We start from the raw sequence: 22,689 nt of genomic DNA on the forward strand, positions 1-22,689 counted from the left end.
GTAATTCTTTTAGGTTAAAATGATGATAAGATAAACGTGTTAATTTTTTGAGATTAACCGAACAAAGCGCCAGCAATAGTGCCAGACATCATGGTTGCAAGTGAAGCCGCTAACAGCGCCCTCATGCCCAGCCTTGATAGATCGCTTTGACGATCAGGGGCCATCCCTCCTATTCCGCCAATTTGAATTGCTATCGAACTAAAGTTCGCAAAACCACAGATGGCATAAGTTGAAATGATAATGGCTTTGTCGCTAAGAAGACCGGCAGTCTTCATGTCAGACAAACTTAAGTAAGCGACAAATTCGTTGATCACCATCTTTTGTCCGAGCAAGCTGCCTACCTGAAGGGCCTCCGACCAGCTTACTCCCATGGCAAAGGCAAAAACACGAAATATCTGACCAAAAATATATTGCAGTGAAAATCCGGTGAAAGCTCCATTGGTTGATTCCACTACCCAGGCATTTAAACCTGTCCATGAACCTATACCATCTACCAGTATCCAATTCATTGCATAAATAACAGCAATGAATGCCAACAACATACCCCCAATGTTCAAGGCGAGTTTAATACCATCCGCGGCACCGGTAGCCAACGCATCGATGACATTCACACCAATGGATTCTTTGTTTACCCGAAGAGATTTGTCAATTTTTTCCGGCTCAGTTTCAGGAAGAAATATTTTTGACATTACAATTGCACCTGGTGCATTCATGATCGATGCGCAGAGCAAATAAGTTGCAAATTTCACAAGCTGCTCTGGATCTGTTCCACCCAGGAAAGTGATGTAAGCTCCCATCACACTACCGGCAATCGTTGCCATTCCGCCGGTCATAAGGCAATGAAGTTCCGACTGTGTCATACGGCCGATGAAAGGCCTTACCAACAACGGCGCTTCGGTTTGACCTAAAAAAATGTTACCTGCGGCTGAGAGACTTTCAGCACCCGAGAGCCGCATGGTTTTTGTCATAATCCATGCGAAGCCATAGACTACCTTTTGAAGGACTCCTAGATAGTATAGCCCAGAGGTGATGGACGAAAAAAATATCACTGTGGGGAGTGCCTGAAAAGCAAACAAGAAACCCAGGTTATGTCGCGAGTGAGTAACGACGTCGCTATTGCGCGCCAAGTCTCCAAATAAGAACTCGGCACCATAAGCGGCGAATCCAAGAAATTTCACAAAGCCGCTGCCTATTAACTCAAAACCATTTCTGATGAATGGAACTTTTAAAACCAGGATCGCTATAACAACTTGAAGAAATAAACCGGCTCCTACCAGTTTCCAATCAATCTTTTTTTTATGACTGGAGAACAAATAAGCAATGGAAAGAAGAACAATAATCCCAACAAGTCCGTGCAGGTATGCCATCCGGGTTTAGTTTAAAGCTGAAAAGCCTTTAGCTGACAGATCAACGTGCTGAGAGCTTTCTGCTTCTTAATTTCTTTTGCTTAATTCGTCTCTGATTTTTGCCGCCCGTTCGTAGTCTTCTTTGTCGATAGCATCTTTGAGGAGATCATTAAGTTTTTCGATGGAGTAATTTTTGAAATCGTCTTTTCGTGACGCTTCTTTTTTTACCCTCACTTTAGCTTCCGTCTTAGGCTCTGGCTTATCCTCTTCGGCTTCATCAGTCAACACAATGCCTGCTTCAGCGAGAATGTTCTCGTATGTATAAATAGGAGAATCAAATCGAAGACCAATGGCAATCGCATCGGACGGACGGGCATCAATCTCGGATTTTTTCAAGCCATCGGAGCAAACTATTTTGGCAAAGAATACACCCTCCTTAAGATCAGAAATTATAATTTCTTCAACGGTAAAATGGAAATTGCTTGCGAATGCTTTAAACAAATCGTGGGTCATTGGACGATTCGGAATTATTTTCTCGATTTCAATAGCAATGGCTTGCGCCTCAAACATTCCAATAATAATAGGCAATCGCCGGTTTCCTTCTGTTTCTCCAAGCACTAAGGCAAAGGAACCGGTCTGTGATTGGCTTGAGGACAACCCTAATATTTCTAATTTAATTTTCTTCACATCAATTCAAATTTAATCTTCGAAGGGTCTTAGTATAATTAGTTCTACTGTGCTTTTTTGATTGCCTCAGTCAATTTGGGCAAGATTTCAAAGGCATCGCCCACAATACCATAATCAGCAGCTTTAAAAAAAGGGGCTTCTGCATCTTTATTAATCACGACAATATACTTGGAAGAATTAACTCCTGCCAAATGTTGAATTGCACCTGATATCCCAACAGCAATATACAATTGAGGAGCAACCTTAATACCGGTCTGACCAACATGTTCATGGTGGGGTCTCCATCCCATATCAGAGACAGGTTTGCTACAACCGGTTGCTGCATGAAGGGTTTTCGCGAGGTCCTCCAGCAGATGCCAGTGCTCAGGCCCTTTCATGCCCCGTCCTCCCGATACAACAATATTAGCTTCTGGCAACAACACTTCACCAGTCGCCAGTTCTGCAGAAGTAATGGTTACTGCGAAATCGGCATCAGAGAGCGATACTGAATAGGGTGTTACTTTAACTGGTGCGCCAACTTCTTTAATATCGGCTGCATTCTTTCTTAACACTAGAACTTTCTTTTGATTTTTTAATTCTACGTGCGCAAACGCCTTACCGGAATAGATACTGCGCTTTACAACAAATCCGGAGGTTGTTTCAGGCAAAGATACAATGTTCGCCGCCAGACTAGCTCCTACCTTCACGGCTACACGCGCCGCCACCGGTGTACCTAAAGATGAATTCGATATTATTAAAATATCCGCTTGTTCATCCTGCATCGCTTTCGACAACACCGAGGCGTATACTTGGATAATACCTTTGTTGAGTTTGGGGTCTGCAGCGTGCAAAACTTTTGACGCGCCATATTTTCCGAGCCCTTCTAATTCCGCAGTCTCAACATCGCCTAACGCAATAGCGGTAACCGGGCCGCCCATTGCATGAGCATAAGCGACCCCCTCAAGAGATGTTTTTTTTATCTTTCCTTCTGCAGTCTCAACAAAAACTAATATGGGCATAGGCTTCAATTATTCTACAGAACTTTTGCTTCGTTTTTCAATAAGGTCACTAACTCCTCCACCTTATCAGCGGAAACCATTTTTACCGCTCCTTTTGGCGGAGGTAGTTCAAATTTGGTGAGCTTAACGCCGCCATCAATGGTTGTTGGTTCAACCACCTTTAATGGTTTCGTCCTTGCGGACATAATACCTCTCATGTTCGGTATCTTCCATTCGGCAATAGGTTCCTGGCATCCGGCTACAAAAGGAAGATTGACTTCAAGATATTCTTTCCCACCTTCAATCTCGCGGGCGACTTTAGCTTTATTACCTTCAATATCCAGCTTCATAACAGGAGAAACCGACGGCAGGCTTAAGAGTTCTCCGACGATGCTATGAACCACACCGCTATTATAATCGATGGATTCCCGGCCCATCAATATCAAATCATAGCCATTTGCCTTTGCTTGGGATGCTATTTGAGATGCCACGAAAAATGAATCGGTAGGTTCAGCGTTTATACGAATTGCTTCATCTGCACCAATAGCCAATGCTTTACGCAGTGTTGGCTCTGTATCAGCGAGACCAACATTCAAAACATGGACAGTTGAACCTGTTGATTCCTTTAGCTCAATGGCACGCGCCAAAGCATAATCGTCATAAGGTCCTATGATATATTGAACTCCGGCGGTATCAAACTTGGTATTATTATCAATAAAATTGATTCGCGAGGTTGTATCGGGCACATGACTAATGCATACTAAAATCTTCATCTCTCTCTAAATCAATTAGTTCAAAACTCATTTTGGAAACACGGCTCAAGATACAAAAAACCACTTTCCAATTAAGAAAAACCCAACAAATTTCAAATTTGAAGGAAAGTACAAGTAACTGATTGATAGTGTCAGAAGAATTCAATTTATTTTTTTAATTGGCAGAATATTAGTTGTCGCATGTCTGATCGAATTAAGCAATTGAAGCAATTCATAACGGAGGAACCGGACGATCCGTTTAATCACTATGCCCTTGGACTGGAGTTGCTACACATTGATCAGTATCAAGCGCTTGATATATTTCTGCAACTGAGTAAAACAAAAAAAGATTACTTGCCTACCTACTACCAGCTCGGTAAGTTGTACGAACAACTAGGAAAGAAAGAGGAAGCCATTCAGGTAGTTAATGAGGGTATAATAGTTGCCCGTCAACAACAAGATTTAAAAACCCTTAGAGAATTAAATTCCGTCTTGGAGGAGCTGAATGACGATTAATAATTTTTCCGCCTAGAACATCAGAAAAATACCAGGTAGATAATTAAAGCGAAGAGAATATATTTTGAAATGTAGTAAAGCGTTCTGTTATATTCTTTCAGGCGTTTGCCTACCAACCTGATTTGATAAACATATCCAAATATTTTATTGAGGCCTCCTGTTCTATCTGTGGGCAAGTTTGGTGACTCCGCAGAGGCAAGTATTAGCCAACTAAAAAAACGATTAAGTATAACACCTACTTTCGACTTCATAGGACGTTCTACATCACAGAAAAATATTAACCTGTCCTTGTCGGTTTTATTTTCGGCATAATGAATATAGGTCTCATCAAAAAGAACATCTTCACCGTCACGCCAAAAATATCCTTCGCCATCTACAACAATCTTACAACTCTCTGAATTGGGTGTAATCAATCCCAAATGATAACGTAAGGAACCAGCATATGGATCGCGATGGACGGGTAGATAGCTGCCTGCAGGTAATACTACAAACATGGCTGCCTTGATATTAGGCATCGACTTTAAAAGCTCGATTGTTTTAGGACAATATTCGACCGCAGATGGATGAAAATTATTATACCACTTTAAATAAAAACGTTTCCATCCTCTTCTGAAAAAGGAGTTGAAACCGATGTCATTATATTTATTCGAACCTTTGATAAGTTTGCTACTCTCCAGGGTAAGCGCTTCGCCCTTGATGATTTCCCAATTATCTCTTATTTGATTTAATGAAGGTATGCTGGTAACAGGCAAATAGGGAGTTTTAGGAACCGATGAAAATGCATACATCATGGCATTGATCGGCGCCATAAATGTTGAATGGTCAAACAACTGCCTGAAAAAAGAATATTTTACTTTACCCCTGAAATGAATGTATAAAGTAGTCGCTAGTAAAACTAAAACGACTGCTATTTTTATAATAAGTTCCAACGTCATGACGATTAAAAACGGTTGCAACATTTCAAAGTTTCAAACTTTAGCCAAAAAAATAAAAAACTTAAAGGCTAGAATTTTCACCTAATTCATTTTTGCTCCGTCATCAACCCAACACGATATAAGATCGATTTGACTTTGCGTGAGCGTTCCGTCAAAAGGCATGCTCCTATCCTGAGTTTTCGACTTAATACTTTTAGCATGTGTTTTAGCAGAGGTATAATCGCTAAAATTATTAGAGCGGGAAACTCCATTGTGGCACCCGGTGATGGCACAGTTTTTTTCAAGGATAGGCTTGACATCACTTACCCAACTGGTACCCGTAGTCCCTTGTGGAATTGTAACAGATAGTGTAACCGTACAGTTGTTGTTGTCTTTGACTGTGATAACATGGTTGCCCGTTGTCAAACCGGTGAAGAGATTGTCGGATGTAAAACTACCGCCACCTAGTTTAAAACTATAAGGCGGGTTGGTATTGACGACATTTATTGTAACGGCGCCGTTGCCCGATAAACAGGAAGTGTTAGAGACAATGCTGGTGGTGAAAGAGAAATCATCTGACAATATGGTGATGTTATCCAAGGATGTCGTGCAGCTATTTGCATCTGAAACTAATATTGAGTAGCTGCCCGCGGCTAAATTTTCAATCTGGCCAGTGCTCAACGTAGGCATATCATTAGCGAATATTTGGTAAGGTTCCGTACCACCGGTTATTGAAACCCGTATGCTTCCATCTGGAGTACTGCAGCTGGTTGCATTAACAACCTGGCCAAGACTAATTGAAGGTCCGGAAGCCTCACAGTCCACCGGATCATCATCGGACGAACAAGCCATCAGGATCAAGAGAAAATAAATCGCGAAATATTTTTGCATAAATAACTTATCATCAAGTTATGAAGACGAATGCAAACGGAAGAACAACGTTCTTCTAACGTGATGATAAAAGGGTTAAAATATCAAATACGCTTTTTAGAAGGGAGTTTCATCGCCGCTAAATGGTGTTGGCGGTTCAGCATCAGGTTTAAAGGTATTCAGTCTGCTTTCCCTTGTTATCATTCCAGAAAACGGGTTTTCGTAAGATGACGATGGCGCATCTAAGTCACCAAACTTAGTGTATTTACCAATGAACTTCAATTTGGCCGTTCCGACAGAGCCATTCCGGTGCTTGGCAATAATAACTTCACCAACGCCTTGTGTAGGCATGCCTTCCTCATCGACAGTGATCTTATAGTATTCCGGACGATAAAGGAACATAACGATGTCGGCATCTTGCTCGATAGAACCAGATTCACGCAAGTCGGAAAGCTGTGGACGCTTATCTCCACCGCGGGTTTCCACACCACGACTTAATTGAGATAGTGCGAGTACAGGTACATTGAGCTCCTTTGCTATGCCTTTTAATGCACGCGATATGGAAGCGATTTCCTGCTCGCGATTTCCACCCTGGTCACCACGCATCAATTGAAGATAGTCAACGACCACCAACTGGACATTATGTTCCGCCTTTAATCTTCGGCATTTAGCTCTTAATTCAAGAACAGATAGGGCTGGCGTATCATCAATAAAAATCGGCGCGGTTGCCAGCTTGTTGGTTTTATGGACGAGTTGAGTCCATTCATGATCAGCCAATTGTCCCCGTTTTATTTTTTCACCTTCCAACTCTGCTTCGGCAGAAATCATTCTGTTAACTAACTGAATAGACGCCATTTCCAACGAGAATATGGCGACTGGAATTTTAAAGTCAACTGATGCATTTCGAAGTGCCGAGACTACGAAAGCAGTTTTACCCATACCAGGTCTTGCGGCGATGATGACTAAATCCGATTTTTGCCAGCCCGATGTCATCCGGTCAAGTGCAGTGAAACCGCTCGGAACTCCCGTCAAGCCATCTTTGTGCTCCTTTAATATTTGAAGCTCTTGAATAGCACGCGACATCAAGTTGCGCATGTTATCATAGTTCTTGCGCAAGTTCGAATCTGAAATTTCAAAAATTGACTGCTCAGTCTTATCTAAAAGCTCAAATACGTCGGTGGTATCTTCATATGCATTGTGATGAATTTCAGAGGCAACCTGGATAAGCTCCCGTTTGATCGCCATTTCCATGATCACACGTGCGTGGTATTCGATGTTTGCTGCAGAACTTACTTTCGACGTTAACTCAGCAATGTAGTAAGCACCTCCTACCAACTCGATCTTACCTGTCTTACGCAACTGATTGACGACTGTACGCATATCAACAGGATCGGACGCTTTAAAGAGATCAATGATAGCATTGTATATCTCTTTATGCATTTCCGAATAGAAGTGATCTGGCTTAAGAAATTCAACAACAGCATTAAGTGCGTTCTTTTCTAACATGAGCGCACCCAATACTGCTTCTTCCAGATCGAGCGCCTGAGGTGGCAGCTTACCAAGACTTTCCGAAATATCTCTCGGGATTAACTTAGTAGACTTGTTGCCGAACCTCAGTGACGTTGATCTGCTTTGCTCCATACAGTGGTTGTTGGATTTAAGTTGCTTTTATAAGGGTGACAAACGTATAAAAACCAAAACATGATTAGATTTTTAATATCAACAACTTATAAACATTCCACAAACATTAACAGATGTGTGTGTGAATAAATTTCATCCTTTCATATAATGTGAAATAATTTCCACTTGTTGTGCGATCATCAATCAATTTTCAAACACCAAACATTTTCAGTTACTTTAGCCGAAATTTTTTGGTTTCATGCAAAGTAAAAAACAAAAAATACATTTTATTGCAATTGGTGGAAGCGTAATGCATAATCTGGCAATAGCTTTGAAACAAGCCGGGCATGAAGTGAGTGGATCGGACGATGAAATTTTTGACCCTTCACGCGCCACATTAATTAAGCATGGATTACTTCCTGAGAAAGAAGGATGGTGGCCTGAGAAATTAGACCAATCTTTTGATGCCGTTATCCTCGGTATGCACGCCAAGAAGGATAATCCGGAACTTATCAAAGCACAAGAACTCAGCTTGAGAATATTTTCATTCCCGGAATACATCTACGAACAATCAAAAAATAAGCAACGAATTGTCATCGCAGGAAGTCATGGTAAGACTACCATTACCGCCATGATAGTGCATGTGCTTAATTTTTTGAAGCACAAATTTGATTACGTTATTGGTGCAAAAGTTAATGGGGTTGAATACACGGTTAAGCTTTCTGATGCTCCTATTATAATAATAGAGGGAGACGAATATTTATCTTCTGCGTTAGATCCCACGCCGAAATTTGTACGATATCAACATCATCTGGGGCTTATCAGTGGAATCTCATGGGATCATGCCAATGTCTTTCCTACTGAAGAAGAGTATGTAAAACAATTCGACTTGTTTGCAGACCAAACTCCTAAAGGAGGAATCCTGATTTATTGCGAACAGGATTCAATGGCCCTCATCATTAGCAAAAAAGAAAGAGCTGATGTTCTCGCCATCCCCTATCGCAGTCACCCACACGTTTATGAGAAGTCTCAGTTCTTCTTGACGAACGGAAAAGAAAAATATCCGATCAAAATATTTGGTAGCCACAACTATCAAAATATCAGTGGGGCAAAAGAAGTCTTAAAGAAAATCGGCGTAACAGACGACCAGTTTTTTGCTGCGATATCAAGTTTCGAAGGAGCTTCCGGAAGGCTGCAAAAAATCAAGGAAGTGGATGGATTTTCATTTTACAAAGATTTTGCACATGCACCTTCCAAAGTAAAGGCAACTGTCAAGGCACTTAAAGAAATTCATCCTACCCGGGACTTGGTTGCCTGTCTTGAACTTCACACCCTGAGTAGCCTAAGTAAAAATTTTCTACCACAGTATAAAGACAGTATGAAATCTGCCCAGGTACAAATTATTTACGTGAATTCAGAAAAAATGAAACTTAAAAAATTGGAACCGTTAGAAGATACAGAAATAAGAAAAAGTTTTGCTGCGCCGGCCGCGCACATCTTCAACGACCAGCAAAAATTGCAAGAGTTTCTACTTCAACAGTCATGGAAAAATAAAAACCTTCTCATGATGAGCTCAGGCAATTTTGGTGGCCTGAATATTACCCAACTCGCTGAAAAAATAAATTCGATATAATCCGCCGGTTCCTTTCATGAAACTCAATCTAAGAAATCCACTTTGCATTTTTGACCTGGAAACTACTGGAACAAACATAACCCAAGATCGTATTATTGAAATTGCTGTTATCAAATTAATGCCCAACGGAGAAACTATCCGAAAAGCAAACGTACTGAATCCTACAATTCCAATTCTTCCTGAATCAACAGCAATCCACGGAATCAGTCCTGACGACGTGAAAGACAAACCTACCTTCAAAGAGGTGGCCAAAGATTACATACGTTTTTTTGAAGGTGCAGATTTAGCTGGTTTTAATGTATTGAAGTTCGACATCCCCATGCTGGTTGAAGAATTTCTGCGAGCGGGTGTAGACTTTGACTATGGTCGAAAGAAAATCGTGGACGCTCAAAAGATCTTCCATTTAATGGAGAAAAGGACATTGGCTGCCGCTTATCGTTTTTACTTAAATAAGGATTTCGAGAACTCACATACCGCAGAAGCCGACACGCAGGCGACTATGGAAGTCCTACTCGCCCAGGTTGCAAAATACGAAGGACAAGATGTGGTCGACTCCTTGGATAAAAAGATCGGGCGAATCCAAAATGATGTAGAAACCTTAAGTAAGCTTACATCCTCCGGAATGGTAGATTTGGCCTGTAGAATGGTTCTTAATAGCAAAGGTGAGGAAGTTTTTAACTTCGGGAAACACAAAAATAAGCTTGTAACCGCCGTTTTTAAAGAAGAACCCTCCTACTACGACTGGATGATGAATGGAGATTTTCCGCTCGACACCAAACGCAAACTGACCGAAATAAAGCTTAGAAGCTTCAAAAAATAGCCTTTTTTCAATACTCCATTAAACTTTCCTTTCTCAAGAAAGTCAATCCACCGTAGATATTGTATCATGAACGGAAATAAGAAGGGTTATTAGAGGTCACCTTCTTAAAATTGACATTATTAAAGAAATATATTACATGGCCGATCTCCGATTGGTGGGCTAAGATCAAACAACCCTATGCGGCTCCTCGTACGTACATTACTAATAGTTTCTCTATCCAACGGACTTAACACAGTTGCATTCAGTCAATTATTTAATTTAAATGCCCCTACAATTACCGGCCAACGTCCTACCCCACTCATCACCGAAAAGAACACTGCGATAACAATAGCTTTTCAAAATCTTAGAGTATCCGACCCAGATATTTTTGTACCCGCATACCCTCAGGGATTTACACTAAAGATATTTGAGGGAAGTAATTACACGCTGGTAGATGCAACTGTAACCCCGAATGCCAATTTCGTCGGAACATTAACGGTACAGGTACAAGTAAATGATGGAAAATTCGATAGTAATATTTTCGATTTAAAAATTGATGTAATAAACATTAAACCTGAAATAACCGACCAGGAATCAATCAGCATCAAAGAAGGATCCTCTGTTACGCTACAGCTTTCTCATCTTAAAGTGAAAGATGATGATAACATTTTTCCTGACGATTTTACTTTAACCGTTTCGGATGGGAATAACTATAGTATCAACGGAAATACAATTATTCCTGACCCAAACTTTACTGGCGATCTGAAAGTTCTGGTCAGTGTGAACGATGGTCATGAAGAGAGCGATAAGTTTGAAGTTAAAATTCAGGTTAAGCCAAACATCATTCCCGTAATCAAAGGGCAGGTGCTGCTTTCCGTTAATCAAGGAAAAAAAATCACAATTGAATTAGGCCACTTGACGGTTGAGGACGCTGATAACGCATACCCTACTGGCTTTACACTTAAAATTTACGAAGGAACCAATTATGCTGTTAACGGGAATACAATCACACCAATCATAAGCTTTACAGGTACCCTTAAAGTCCCAGTAACGGTTCATGATGGTCAGGATGAAAGCAAAAAATTTGAATTAAAGATTGAAGTTTTACCTAAAAATAATATTGCCCCAAAAATAAACGGACAAGATGCGCTTGTTACCAATGAAGACCAAAGCATAACAATAACACTGGCTGATTTAATCGTCTCGGATCCCGACAATACTTATCCTACCGACTTTATCTTAAAAATACCGCAAGGAGCCGGCGCCTCTTACTCCGTTTCGGGGGCTAAAATAACACCTGCCGTAAATTTTAACGGAGTTATAACTGTGCCAGCCAGAGTCAACGACGGGCTTGATGATAGTGAGCCATTTCAGTTATCCATTACTATTACCCCTGTAAATGACGTGCCTGTTATAACGGGACAAAATCCGATTTTCGTACCGGCGAACAGGACAACTTCTCTGGACATCTCCCGGTTAAGCGTAAGCGATCCCGACAAGCAGGACGTATCGGCCTTTCCGGTAAAAATCCTGCCGGGAACAAATTATACGGCTTCAGGAAATTCAATCACTCCCGCAAACGGATTTACAGGTACATTAACGGTAAGGGTAGTGGTTAACGACGGGGTGGTCGACAGCGCGCCTTTTAACCTCAAGGTCGAGGTAGTTCCACCGGGCTCTAAACCCCTTATCACCGGCCAGCAACCGCTGGTTGTTGATGAAGACAAAAGCATAACAATAAAGTTGGGAGATCTTTTTGTTACCGATGAAGATGATCACTACCCTGATGGATTTACCATGAAAGTGCTCCCTGGCGGGCCAGATAGCGAGTATAATTTCGACGGTCTTATCGTTACACCTCCGCAAGATATGAATGGTCTACTGGTTGTGAATGTTACAGTTCACGATGGAAATGAAGACAGCCCGGTATTTCCTTTGAAGATTTATGTTATTCCAGTGAACGATGCTCCACGAATAACGAATCTCGAGTCAACACTCATACCGTATGAGCCCGGCGTCAACCCTACCCCTATCACCGAAGCACTTGAAGCCGAAGACATCGATAACGAGTTTTTGAGTTTCGCTGAGATCGGATTAATTGACACTACTTTTAATGTGTTGCATGACGAATTACTTTTTGAAAATACGGATGAAATAAGAGGCATTTTCGATTCTTCCCGAGGAATTTTATCGCTGATTGGATATGCGTCGTTAAGTAAATTTGACTCGGCTATCAGATCGGTAAAATACAATTACAAACTAACTCGTGATGATCAAGGCAATCAGTCAGAAGTTCTACCTGGTCAGAAAAAGATCTATTTTTCATTAAGTGACGGCCAACTTGCAAGTGAAAAAGCTATCCGAACGCTCACGATTGAAAGTTCCGTCGACCTTGATATTCCAAACACATTTACGCCTAATGGCGATAAGGCCCACGACACTTGGAAGGTAAGGCCAGTGGTCAGCACGCAACAATTCGATAAGGCCATCGTCAAAGTTTATAATAAAAAAGGCTTGCTGGTTTTTGAAACCAAGGGCTTCGATTCCAGTTGGGATGGTTCTTTCAACGGTGAGGTAATGCCAGTTGACACCTACTATTACACAATTGATTTAAAACTCTCCTATACAAAAAAAACGTATAAGGGTACCGTTACCATCTTAAGGTAAACTAATCGGAGATTTCAGGGCAAATTCTTTCTACTGCTGTGGATTAAAATCTACAGTAAACGCTGTGGCGTTTTTACCTATATCGTTAAAAACCATTTACGTCTACCATAGTGGCGATGGCACAGTTTTGAATGAACAAATTCAGAACATCATTTTCTCTTCAGCACCATGAGACCTTTTTTCAATCGGGCAGTGCTCCTATTTCTATTTTTATTTTTTTCAATAAATTCATTTAGTCAATTCAATTTATTCCGACCCGAAATTATTGGCCAAACGCCGTCACCACTTACAACGAATACAAACGAGCCCATCACAATTCAACTCAGCAATCTTATTGTATTGGATGGCGATGCTCTTCCGGTATACCCAAATGGTTTTACACTAGAGGTCTCTGAGGGTAAGAACTACAAACTCGATGACGCCACAGTAACTCCAGATGATAATTTTAGCGGCAGGCTAAAGGTTCCAGTCCGCGTAAATGATGGCCGTTTCAACAGCAAGCGATTTGAGGTAGAAATTGAAGTTGCCGGAAACAGCAACGCAAGGCCTGAGATAACAGGACAGATTCCCCTGGTAATCAATCAAGAGCAAACCCTAACGGTAGCGTTGACGCATTTGCAGGTTAATGATCCAGATAATCTATATCCGGACGATTTTACGCTCCATGTATTTGACGGAAACAACTATTCATTAGATGGAACCACAGTAAAACCACGAGCGGGTTTCACAGGCAATCTAAAGGTTCCTGTATCTGTTAACGATGGCATGATCGAAAGCAGACGTTATGATTTAACTGTCGAAGTCACAAAAGTGCAAAATACTGCCCCGGTAATTACGGGCCAAGCGCCGGTGAACACTGTCCGGGCAACTCCTGTAGAGATTACATTGAGCCACCTTACTGTAACAGATCCTGACAATGAGTATCCCGATGATTTTTCACTCAAAGTCTCACCTGGAAATAATTATACTGTGAATGGAACTACCATCACACCATTGAATGACTTCGTTGGTGAATTAACAGTGAAAGTAAAAGTAAATGATAGTCACAGCGATAGTGAGGCATTCGATCTGAAAGTTCAAGTTAATGATGACTACAAACCGCCGATAATTACAGGGCAAACTGAACTAAATGTAAATGAGGACGAACCTATTGCTTTACAACTTTCTTATCTTACTGTGACCGGCGGGGCCAACACCTATCCCAACGGATTCTCCTTAATAGTCTCACAAGGATCTAACTATACGTATACCGGAACCACAATTACCCCTAAGCAAAATTTTTCAGGCGCCCTTTCGGTTAATGTAAAGGTAGATGACGGCAAAAGTGAAAGTGCTCCATTCAAACTGGCTATAGCTGTTAAAGCGCTTAACGACGCTCCGGTTATTACGGGGCAAGTACCCCTGAGCACTAATAAAGGCACACCATTGCTTATTGATCTTTCGCATTTAAAGGTTAGTGATGTAGATAATACTTATCCTGATGGCTTTACGCTTAAAATATCCAAGGGCGATAACTATTCGGTAATTGAAAATAATGTTCATCCTGCACCGGATTTCGTAGGGATACTGACAGTTAGCGTGAGCGTAAACGATGGATTTGCAGAGAGTGACAATTACCAGCTGAAAATTAATGTCGCCCCCGTTGTCGAAAATAAACCGCCTGTTATCACTGGACAGAAAACAATTAGCATCGTTCAAAATTCTGCGTTGGCTATACATTTATCGCACCTTATCGTAAGTGATCCCGACAATAAATATCCGACGGGATTCACGCTAAAGGTTCTACCCGGCGATAACTACAGCGTTGAGGGAACTACCATCAGGCCATTGCCCACTTTTAGAAACAATACGCTATCTGTTGGTGTAATCGTAAATGACGGGACTGATGATAGTCCCCCTTATGATTTAAAAATACAGGTAGTTCCATCCAGTTCAACTCCTATAATAAATGGCCAGAAAGAGCTTGTTATTCAAGAAGACAGCTCCATCGTAATTTTACTTTCTCATTTAGAAGTGACAGACGCCGACAACCCTGCTTATCCCAAAGGTTTTTCACTTATTCTATTACCGGCCAACAACGATATGTATACTGTTTCAGGCAGTACCATTAAACCCGCTTCAAATCTTAATGGGTTTATCGAAGTTGGCGTTAAAGTGAGTGATGGTGTAAATACCAGCAATGAGTTCAAGGTTTCAATCTTGGTGACGCCTGTTAATGATCCGCCTGAGATTCTGAATTTCACAAACACTGAACTTGCTTATGAACCCGGCAGTGAACCGATTGCTGTTTTTGATGCGTTAGATTTAACCGATGTTGACAATGATCATCTTAGCATGGCTGAAATTGGATTTAAGAAGGATAACTATAGCGCAATAAATGATGAACTTCTTCTCACAAGTGATTCAGCAAAAATTAAAGCCATTTACGACCCAGCAGGAATTCTATTCCTGGTAGGATATGCAACATTGGATGAATACAAGACCGCTATCCGCTCGATCCATTATAATTATAAGATGACGCTGGATGAAAATGGTAATCCATCGGAAATCCTGGCAGGGACCCGCACGATCTATATTAATCTTCATGACGGACAACAGGTGAGCGATACGCACGAACTTAAAGTAAACATGGAAACGGAGGTGTCGCTGGATATCCCAAATACGTTCACGCCCAACGGTGACATGTCAAACGATACCTGGCATATTCACACCATCAATAAAGATCAATTAGATAAAGCAGTAATTCGTGTTTACAACAAACGGGGCCTGTTGCTATATGAATCCATTGGTTTGGAAAACGACTGGAATGGCATCGTCAACGGCCAGCAATTGCCCGTCGATACTTACTACTATACCATCGATCTCAATCTTTCCTACATGAAGAAAACCTATAAGGGAGCAGTAACAATTTTAAGGTAGCATTACAAATGCGATAATTAAAAACGGAGAGGCCAAGAAACACAATTGTGCATTTCTAGGTTCTCAACTCCGCATCTAAAGAATTAGCAACGAATTTCTTTTCATGTTCAGGCAGGGACGATGTCCGGCCCTTTGTTTCGGCATTGGTTTGCGCCAGGTCTTCAGTTTCCTGCGCAACAAATTTATGCTCAGCTATCCTAAGCAGATTGTCGTAGGGACCTTTGGTCGAAATGAGCTTCACAAAAACAGGAGCGGTTTCTATGGCTATAAATAATAATATTATAAACCAGTGCGCCCATGTAACCGCATCACTATTTGCTGTTATTCTGTCCAGCGCTTCCATTCGGGCCGCTAATCCATCGATTTTAGATTTTTCCAGTGCGTTAAATTGGTATGCCATCGCCGAATCGGTTACGGAAATATTTTTCTCCAGTAGGGCAATGCTCTTTTGATTTCTTTCGGTTAAGCGCATCAGTTCTTGTTCGGCGGCATCAGCATCTGCTTTTTTGACTTTATATATTGGTCCAAGGTTTTTTCTACGACTTCCTCCAGTGCCATCGGCTTCCTCTTGCGCGAGTTTTTTTAGTTCGTCGCGTCGGCGGCTTTTTTCAGTTATCTCCGTTTTTAAGGATTGAATCTCGCTTTTAAGGCTATCGAGCGTCGGAGAAAAACGCGCGCGAAGCTCTTTCTCTTGTCGGCCATATGCTTCTTGCTCCATGATCACAAGTTCGGGCTGAATTTCCTTATCAAAGACTTTGAGCTCTAATGGTTTGGCGATGACGATAGAAATTAAGATGGCTAGTACCAGTCGAGGTGAAGCCAATAGAAATTCCCGCAAGAATTTCCCTTCTTTACGCATACTCGATACGATGTACCGGTCAAGATTGAAAATCATTAAACCCCACACCAAACCAAAAGCAATTGCAATTAAAACTGAGTCAAAAACAGTGAAGAGTGCATACGCTCCGGATAATGCAGCGAACAAACCCGTAAAGAATATTGTAGCGCCTATGCCTACATATTTGCTAGACTCGGTCGGACATTTTTCTAGGAGATTAATATCAGCGCCTGAACAGCGATGGAAAAAAAAGGTTATTTTATGCATGCAAGCCTTTAACGCAAAACATATTCTAAAATTGTTATAGCTTACCGCTATCCACGTGCCACTAATGTTTTCTTGTTGATTGATTCCCAATGGCAATCAGGGTGTACAATATTGAACAGCGCGCTGTACGGAAATAGGCGGCTTGATATCAAGCCATTACCTATGTCCCCTCATATTTTTTTTAGATAACAAGTCAACTTCCCGATTTAGGTACGACTCATTACTTGAAAGTTTTTGATGAGATTTGATTTTTTGAAATTGGATGTTGGGATAATCGATATAAGCCATTAGCATATGGACCAAATCTGCGTTACGGATTGGTTTCAGTTTCTTCGTTTGAAAATTAGCGAGCCTCAATTTTTCTTTCCGCCTTAGAAAATCGACAACATATTGGCTATCAGAATAAATACAAATATCTTCCTCAATAAGATTTTTCAGCTGAAGGTATTTTAGGGATTCAAGAACTGCGGTAAGCTCCATCCGTTGATGTGTTGTCTTATGACATGTGCCTTCAAGTATAATCTTTTCGCCTTGGTGTAAAATAATTGACGCCCATCCTCCCGTCTTTATTTGAGTATGACAGCTTCCATCAGTGAAAATGGTTATTGCTTGTTTCATTGAATTAAAGAAATTTGCCGCCATTTAAAATCTTTTAAAACGTTAAAACGTTTGCTTCTACGGCTGCTGAAAAAAACAAAGCTGTGTTTCATGCGTTACTTTCAAAAGTAATAATGGGGTTAAGATATTTAATTACTTTTAGGGTCCTATGATGCGTCTCTATCTTTTATTGTTCATTTCTTTTTGTCTTCTGAGTTCATTTCGCGTTAGCAGCAGCCAGTTCGCAATCAGCATAACTGGTTCGGACGACGTACCCCCCACGATTTCATCAATTGGGGATCAGACAACGCCTGTAAACACACCAACCGGTGCCATTAGCTTTACGATCGGTGACGCAGAAACGCTTCCCGCCGATCTTACAGTTTCTGGCTCTTCCAGCAATACTACGTTGGTCACCTCATCTAACATAATTTTTGGTGGCACTGATAGTGATCGAAATGTGACGATAACTCCTGAAACAGATCAAACGGGATCTGCCACGATAACCATTGAAGTAAACGATGGCTCTGAAACGTCAAGTACAACATTTATATTGACTGTTACAGCCTCGAACGTTGCACCAACCATCTCAACAATTGGCGATCAATCTACAAGCGAAAGCACGGCCACCAGCGCGATTCCTATTACTGTGGGTGATACGGACGATCCGGTGGCAGATCTAGTTCTTTCAGGGTCTTCAGGCAATACAACATTAGTCCCTAACGCGAACATAGCATTTGGAGGAAGTGGTGCTGACCGCACCGTAACGATTACTCCTGCCGCCGGCCAAAGCGGCACGGCTACCATAACTGTAGAAGTAAGTGATGGAACCGATGTAGCATCTACCAGTTTCACTTTAACTGTGACTGCTATCAATGATGCCCCAACCATCTCAACAATCAGCAATCAATCGACAAGCGAAAGCACAGCCACGAGTGCGATTCCTATTACTGTAGGTGATACGGACAACCCGGTAGCCGGTTTAACACTTTCAGGGTCATCAAGCAATACAACGTTAGTCCCTAACGCGAACATTGTTTTTGGGGGAACTGGCGCTGATCGCACTGTAACCATTACTCCTGCCGCCGGCCAAAGCGGCACAGCTACCATAACTGTAGAAGTAAGTGATGGAACCGATGTAGCATCTACCAGTTTCACTTTAACTGTGACCGCTACCAATGATGCCCCAACCATTTCAACAATCAGCAATCAATCGACAAGTGAAAGCACAGCCACGAGTGCGATTCCTATTACTGTAGGTGATACGGACAATCCGGTAGCCGGTTTAACACTTTCAGGATCGTCAAGCAATACAACATTAGTTCCTAACGGGAACATTGTTTTTGGAGGAAGTGGTGCTGATCGCACTGTAACCATTACACCCTCTACCGGCCAAAGTGGGACTGCTACCATAACGATTCAAGTAAGCGATGGCGCGGATAATGCATCGACAAGTTTTGCATTAACAGTTAATGCTGTTAACGACCCCCCTACTATCTCAGCCATCACCGATCAAGCCACACCTGAAAATACAGCCACGAGTGCGATTTCTATTACTGTAGGTGATACGGACAATCCGGTGGGCGGTTTAACACTTTCAGGGTCATCAAGCAATACAACATTAGTTCCTAACGGGAACATTGTTTTTGGAGGAAGCGGTGCTGATCGCACTGTAACCATTACACCGGCTACCGGCCAAAGTGGGACTGCTACCATAACGATTCAAGTAAGCGATGGCGCGGATAATGCATCGACAAGTTTTACATTAACAGTTAATGCTGTTAACGACCCCCCTACTATCTCAGCCATCACCGATCAATCCACACCTGCAAATACAGCCACGGGCGCTATTCCCTTCACCGTTGGTGATCCGGACAATCCTGTAGGTGATCTCACTGTATCGGGTTCGTCAAGTAATGTAACCGTCGTACCGAATGCAAGTATTGTTTTTGGAGGCAGTGGTGCAAATAGAACAGTAACCATTACACCTGCTGCCGGTCAAAGTGGTGCAACAAACATCACCATCACCGTAACCGATGGAACTGCGAACGCATCCACATCCTTTACATTGAGTGTGAACGATGTAAATGATCCACCAACAATTTCCACGATAGCCAATCAAACAACTGCTGAAAATACGGCGACAGCAGCTATTCCTTTTACTATTGGAGACGCCGAGACTTCGGCGTCCAGTCTAACCGTTACGGCGTCGTCCAGTAATACTTCTTTGGTCCCAGCAGCCAATATTACATTCGGCGGCAGTGGGGCAAATCGGTCTGTTTCGATCGATCCAGGTGCCAGTCAAAGTGGTACTGCCACCATTACCATTACCGTAAGTGATGGATCATCGAGTACTTCGACAAGTTTTGATTTAACGATCACGCCAGTCAATGATAATCCCACCATTACACCAATAAGCAATCAGACCACGGCTGAAAATACACCAACGCCAGCTATACCCTTCAATATTGGTGATGCTGAAACACCCGCTGTTAATCTTGTGCTAAGTGCTACGTCAAGCGTCACAACGTTGGTTTCCAACGGCAATATTACTTTTGGAGGCAGTGGCTCCGACAGGACCGTTACCATCACTCCAACCTCCGGGCAAAATGGCTCAACAGAAATTACTATTAGTGTTAGCGATGGTTCCGCCGTTACTTCAACAAGCTTTACCCTAACAGTAAGCTCTGTGAACGATGGGCCAACGATAACTTCGATATCCAATCAAACCACCAATGAAGAAGTTGCAACGGCTGCGTTACCTTTTACATTGAGTGACCCAGATACGCCAATTGGATCTCTTACAGTAACTGCGATTTCAAGCAATGAAACGTTGGTACCGAATAATAACATTGTTTTGTTTGGCGATAACATCAGCCGAACCGTAACAATAACGCCCGCCTCCGACCAGACTGGGACAACAACCATCACGCTGACAGTAACAGATGGAACAGCAAGTGCTTCTACTTCATTTCAGGTTACTGTAACAGCTGTTAATGATCCTCCATCCATAACAGCGATAAACAATCAGACAACAGGTGAGAATGACCCAACGGACGCCATTGCATTTAAAGTAAATGATGCTGAAACTGCCAGTGCAGCCTTGGTTGTAACCGGAAGCTCCAGTAACGTAGCTTTGGTGCCTAATGCAAACATCGTCGTAGGGGGATCGGGTGAAGATCGGACAGTTACTATAACACCTGCCAGTGGACAAAGCGGAACAACCACCATTACCCTTAGTGTAAGTGATGGTTCAGCTACCTCTTCTACGGCGTTTCAACTTACTGTAGCATCCGTGAATGATGCACCTACTATAACCAGTATAGTAGCTCAGACAACAAATGAAGATGTGGCAACCACAGCTGTCACGTTTACTATTGGTGATGGCGATTCACCGATAAATAGCCTAACCGTTAGTGGCACATCCAGCAATAAATCACTGATACCTGATGCTAACATCAGCATTTCCAACACTGGGGCTACACGTACAATTACGGTAACCCCCGCTAGCAATCAAAACGGAAAATCGACGATCACACTCACCGTTAGCGATGGCTCGGCAAGTGCCCAAACGACCTTTGAATTGACCGTTAACCCGGTTAATGACCCTCCTGTGATTACGGGTCAGGATCTGCTCACTACCCAAGAAGAAACTTCCATCACACTCCTGCCCGAAAATTTTACAATCGTTGACCCAGACAACACACCAACGGACTTTAGCCTCGTAATACTTCCTGGCAATTATAGCGTTTCTACTAATGTAGTGACGCCGCCAACTGATTTTGATGGTGAGTTGCAGGTACTTGTTCGGGTCCTGGATGGAAAATCCAGTAGCCCGGAGTTTGTGGCCATTATCAATGTGACGGATGTCAATGTAGCACCGTCAATAACCGGTCAATTTCCAAACCCAGTTATCAGAACTATGAATCAATCCTTTACATTGACCACCGCTACGAGTTCTTTAACGATTCAGGATCCGGATTCGGAGATAAAGGATTTGGTATTAATTGTGTCGCCTGGCGAAAATTATTCTTTATCAGGAGCAGATCAGACAACCGTTACACCGCTGCTTAATTATGTAGGTCCACTCAACGTTGTAGTAAGGGTCAGTGATGGCAAAGCGGAAAGTGCGCCATTCACGCTTAAAATTAATATCGTTTTACCCAGCGCAACCCCTTTGATTAACGGACAAGAGCCATTGATTATAAATGAAGATGAAGTTCTTACATTGGCTTTCGAACATCTCAGCGTGACAGATACGGACGATAATTATCCAACCGGATTTACAATGAATGTGGGAAACGGGCCAAATTATTCTGTAGTCAGTAATCAGATTACACCGGCTGCAAATTTCAACGGTATATTGTCAGTAAACGTAACGGTAAGCGACGGAGAAAACTTAAGCGAGCCATTTGCAGTGAGAGTATATGTCGTACCTGTAAATGACGCCCCGCAAATCACTTATCTGGAACCAACGCCGATTCGTTATGAGCCAGGTTCCGGTTCAATTCAGCTTACTGAAATGTTTGAATGCGTTGACACAGATAATGAATTTTTAAGCTACGCAGAAGTTGGGTTAATCGATGTTAATTATAGTGCGGCTAACGATGAGTTGATTTTTGAAAACAATGACGCATCGCCTATCAGAAGCGTTTACGATGCCTCCAAAGGCGTATTATCGCTAATAGGCTATGCAACCGCCGCTGATTATATGCAAGCAATAAAGACAATTAGATATAATTATCGACTGACACTAGATCCAAATGGTGAACCTTCCCAGATATCCACCGAATCAAAAAGGATATATATTAATATCAGTGATGGCTTATTGGTTAGCGAAAACAAAGAACGGGCGATCGAACTGGAAACATCGGTCGAACTTAGTATCCCAAATGCATTTACTCCTAACGGCGATGAAGAAAACAGTACTTGGGTTGTTCAGCCTGTTACAAAGACAGATCAGTTTAACGACACTGTTGTACGCGTTTACAATAAACGCGGATTATTGGTATTTGAAACTGTCGGCTTAGAGAACGAATGGGACGGAACTTATAAGGGCGAGCAACTTCCAGTTGATACCTATTATTATACAATAGATCTAAAACTATCTTTCATTAAAAAAACTTATAAAGGTTCTGTAACGATCTTGCGTTAGTACTTAAGGGCTATATTTCTAATATTATCTGATTTTTACTATCTCGGGGTTACTTTTACCCGCTTTTAAAGAAAACTAATTAACATCCGTTCGTTTCAGATTAATTTTGACCCCTCCTTGCGAAATAATTAT

The 22,689-nt window shown here is 41.9% G+C and carries 15 protein-coding genes; 6 read left to right on the plus strand and 9 right to left on the minus strand.

All coding sequences use genetic code 11. The features are described from left to right. Window positions 1-53 precede the first annotated feature (53 nt). The 4 genes from P2W71_RS14390 to P2W71_RS14405 form a co-directional block, all read right to left on the minus strand. Window positions 54-1,367 (minus strand): nucleoside transporter C-terminal domain-containing protein, encoded by a 1,314-nt coding sequence (locus P2W71_RS14390; RefSeq protein WP_276371963.1) that lies wholly within the window; start codon window positions 1,365-1,367, stop codon window positions 54-56. Window positions 1,368-1,433: 66 nt separating this feature from the next. Continuing rightward, window positions 1,434-2,033, minus strand: coding sequence for a bifunctional nuclease domain-containing protein (locus tag P2W71_RS14395; RefSeq protein ID WP_276371964.1), 600 nt, complete (start codon window positions 2,031-2,033; stop codon window positions 1,434-1,436). Window positions 2,034-2,077: 44 nt separating this feature from the next. Continuing rightward, entirely contained in the window at window positions 2,078-3,031 is a 954-nt protein-coding gene (locus P2W71_RS14400) for an electron transfer flavoprotein subunit alpha/FixB family protein (protein WP_276371965.1), read from the minus strand. A 14-nt stretch (window positions 3,032-3,045) separates the two neighbouring features. Next, window positions 3,046-3,783 (minus strand): electron transfer flavoprotein subunit beta/FixA family protein, encoded by a 738-nt coding sequence (locus tag P2W71_RS14405; protein ID WP_276371966.1) that lies wholly within the window; start codon window positions 3,781-3,783, stop codon window positions 3,046-3,048. Window positions 3,784-3,963: 180 nt separating this feature from the next. Here P2W71_RS14405 and P2W71_RS14410 point away from each other — a divergent pair, with 180 nt between their 5' ends. Further along, window positions 3,964-4,278 (plus strand): tetratricopeptide repeat protein, encoded by a 315-nt coding sequence (locus tag P2W71_RS14410; RefSeq protein ID WP_276371967.1) that lies wholly within the window; start codon window positions 3,964-3,966, stop codon window positions 4,276-4,278. Between the two features lie 20 nt (window positions 4,279-4,298). On the opposite strand, the gene P2W71_RS14415 is transcribed toward P2W71_RS14410, so the two are convergent. The 3 genes from P2W71_RS14415 to dnaB form a co-directional block, all read right to left on the minus strand. Continuing rightward, on the minus strand, window positions 4,299-5,213 hold the full coding sequence (locus P2W71_RS14415) for an aspartyl/asparaginyl beta-hydroxylase domain-containing protein (protein ID WP_276371968.1): 915 nt from the start codon (window positions 5,211-5,213) through the stop codon (window positions 4,299-4,301). Between the two features lie 81 nt (window positions 5,214-5,294). Beyond that, window positions 5,295-6,083 carry a hypothetical protein gene (locus P2W71_RS14420; protein WP_276371969.1) on the minus strand — a complete coding sequence of 263 codons (789 nt, stop codon included), beginning with the start codon at window positions 6,081-6,083 and terminating at the stop codon, window positions 5,295-5,297. A gap of 96 nt (window positions 6,084-6,179) precedes the next feature. Beyond that, entirely contained in the window at window positions 6,180-7,703 is a 1,524-nt protein-coding gene (dnaB, locus tag P2W71_RS14425; RefSeq protein WP_276371970.1) for a replicative DNA helicase, read from the minus strand. A gap of 238 nt (window positions 7,704-7,941) precedes the next feature. Between dnaB and P2W71_RS14430 the strand changes: the two genes are divergently transcribed. The 4 genes from P2W71_RS14430 to P2W71_RS14445 all read left to right on the plus strand — a co-directional run bounded on the left by P2W71_RS14430 (window position 7,942) and on the right by P2W71_RS14445 (window position 15,700). Then, window positions 7,942-9,315 (plus strand): Mur ligase family protein, encoded by a 1,374-nt coding sequence (locus P2W71_RS14430; protein ID WP_276371971.1) that lies wholly within the window; start codon window positions 7,942-7,944, stop codon window positions 9,313-9,315. Between the two features lie 16 nt (window positions 9,316-9,331). Next, window positions 9,332-10,135 (plus strand): 3'-5' exonuclease, encoded by an 804-nt coding sequence (locus P2W71_RS14435; RefSeq protein ID WP_276371972.1) that lies wholly within the window; start codon window positions 9,332-9,334, stop codon window positions 10,133-10,135. 177 nt (window positions 10,136-10,312) lie between these two features. After that, entirely contained in the window at window positions 10,313-12,781 is a 2,469-nt protein-coding gene (locus P2W71_RS14440) for a tandem-95 repeat protein (protein WP_276371973.1), read from the plus strand. A 168-nt stretch (window positions 12,782-12,949) separates the two neighbouring features. Continuing rightward, window positions 12,950-15,700, plus strand: coding sequence for a tandem-95 repeat protein (locus P2W71_RS14445; RefSeq protein WP_276371974.1), 2,751 nt, complete (start codon window positions 12,950-12,952; stop codon window positions 15,698-15,700). A gap of 55 nt (window positions 15,701-15,755) precedes the next feature. Here P2W71_RS14445 and P2W71_RS14450 read toward each other — a convergent pair whose 3' ends face one another. Next, window positions 15,756-16,805, minus strand: coding sequence for a DUF4407 domain-containing protein (locus P2W71_RS14450; protein WP_276371975.1), 1,050 nt, complete (start codon window positions 16,803-16,805; stop codon window positions 15,756-15,758). Between the two features lie 156 nt (window positions 16,806-16,961). Further along, a complete protein-coding gene (locus tag P2W71_RS14455; RefSeq protein ID WP_276371976.1) occupies window positions 16,962-17,423 on the minus strand; it encodes an RNase H family protein in 462 nt (153 codons plus the stop codon). A gap of 148 nt (window positions 17,424-17,571) precedes the next feature. Here P2W71_RS14455 and P2W71_RS14460 point away from each other — a divergent pair, with 148 nt between their 5' ends. Then, window positions 17,572-22,557 carry a tandem-95 repeat protein gene (locus P2W71_RS14460; RefSeq protein WP_276371977.1) on the plus strand — a complete coding sequence of 1,662 codons (4,986 nt, stop codon included), beginning with the start codon at window positions 17,572-17,574 and terminating at the stop codon, window positions 22,555-22,557. Window positions 22,558-22,689 lie beyond the last annotated feature (132 nt).

Origin of the sequence: Chryseolinea sp. H1M3-3 (assembly GCF_029360725.1) — a bacterium.
Lineage (GTDB): Bacteria > Bacteroidota > Bacteroidia > Cytophagales > Cyclobacteriaceae > Chryseolinea.

Excerpts from the sequence above, each read along its gene's own strand:
- P2W71_RS14390 (WP_276371963.1), bottom strand. The coding sequence starts at position 1,367 with ATGGCATACCTGCACGGACTTGTTGGGATTATTGTTCTTCTTTCCATT.
- P2W71_RS14400 (WP_276371965.1), bottom strand. The coding sequence starts at position 3,031 with ATGCCCATATTAGTTTTTGTTGAGACTGCAGAAGGAAAGATAAAAAAA.
- P2W71_RS14405 (WP_276371966.1), bottom strand. The coding sequence starts at position 3,783 with ATGAAGATTTTAGTATGCATTAGTCATGTGCCCGATACAACCTCGCGA.
- P2W71_RS14410 (WP_276371967.1), top strand. The coding sequence starts at position 3,964 with ATGTCTGATCGAATTAAGCAATTGAAGCAATTCATAACGGAGGAACCG.
- P2W71_RS14415 (WP_276371968.1), bottom strand. The coding sequence starts at position 5,213 with ATGACGTTGGAACTTATTATAAAAATAGCAGTCGTTTTAGTTTTACTA.
- P2W71_RS14420 (WP_276371969.1), bottom strand. The coding sequence starts at position 6,083 with ATGCAAAAATATTTCGCGATTTATTTTCTCTTGATCCTGATGGCTTGT.
- dnaB (WP_276371970.1), bottom strand. The coding sequence starts at position 7,703 with ATGGAGCAAAGCAGATCAACGTCACTGAGGTTCGGCAACAAGTCTACT.
- P2W71_RS14430 (WP_276371971.1), top strand. The coding sequence starts at position 7,942 with ATGCAAAGTAAAAAACAAAAAATACATTTTATTGCAATTGGTGGAAGC.
- P2W71_RS14435 (WP_276371972.1), top strand. The coding sequence starts at position 9,332 with ATGAAACTCAATCTAAGAAATCCACTTTGCATTTTTGACCTGGAAACT.
- P2W71_RS14440 (WP_276371973.1), top strand. The coding sequence starts at position 10,313 with ATGCGGCTCCTCGTACGTACATTACTAATAGTTTCTCTATCCAACGGA.
- P2W71_RS14445 (WP_276371974.1), top strand. The coding sequence starts at position 12,950 with ATGAGACCTTTTTTCAATCGGGCAGTGCTCCTATTTCTATTTTTATTT.
- P2W71_RS14450 (WP_276371975.1), bottom strand. The coding sequence starts at position 16,805 with ATGCATAAAATAACCTTTTTTTTCCATCGCTGTTCAGGCGCTGATATT.
- P2W71_RS14455 (WP_276371976.1), bottom strand. The coding sequence starts at position 17,423 with ATGAAACAAGCAATAACCATTTTCACTGATGGAAGCTGTCATACTCAA.
- P2W71_RS14460 (WP_276371977.1), top strand. The coding sequence starts at position 17,572 with ATGATGCGTCTCTATCTTTTATTGTTCATTTCTTTTTGTCTTCTGAGT.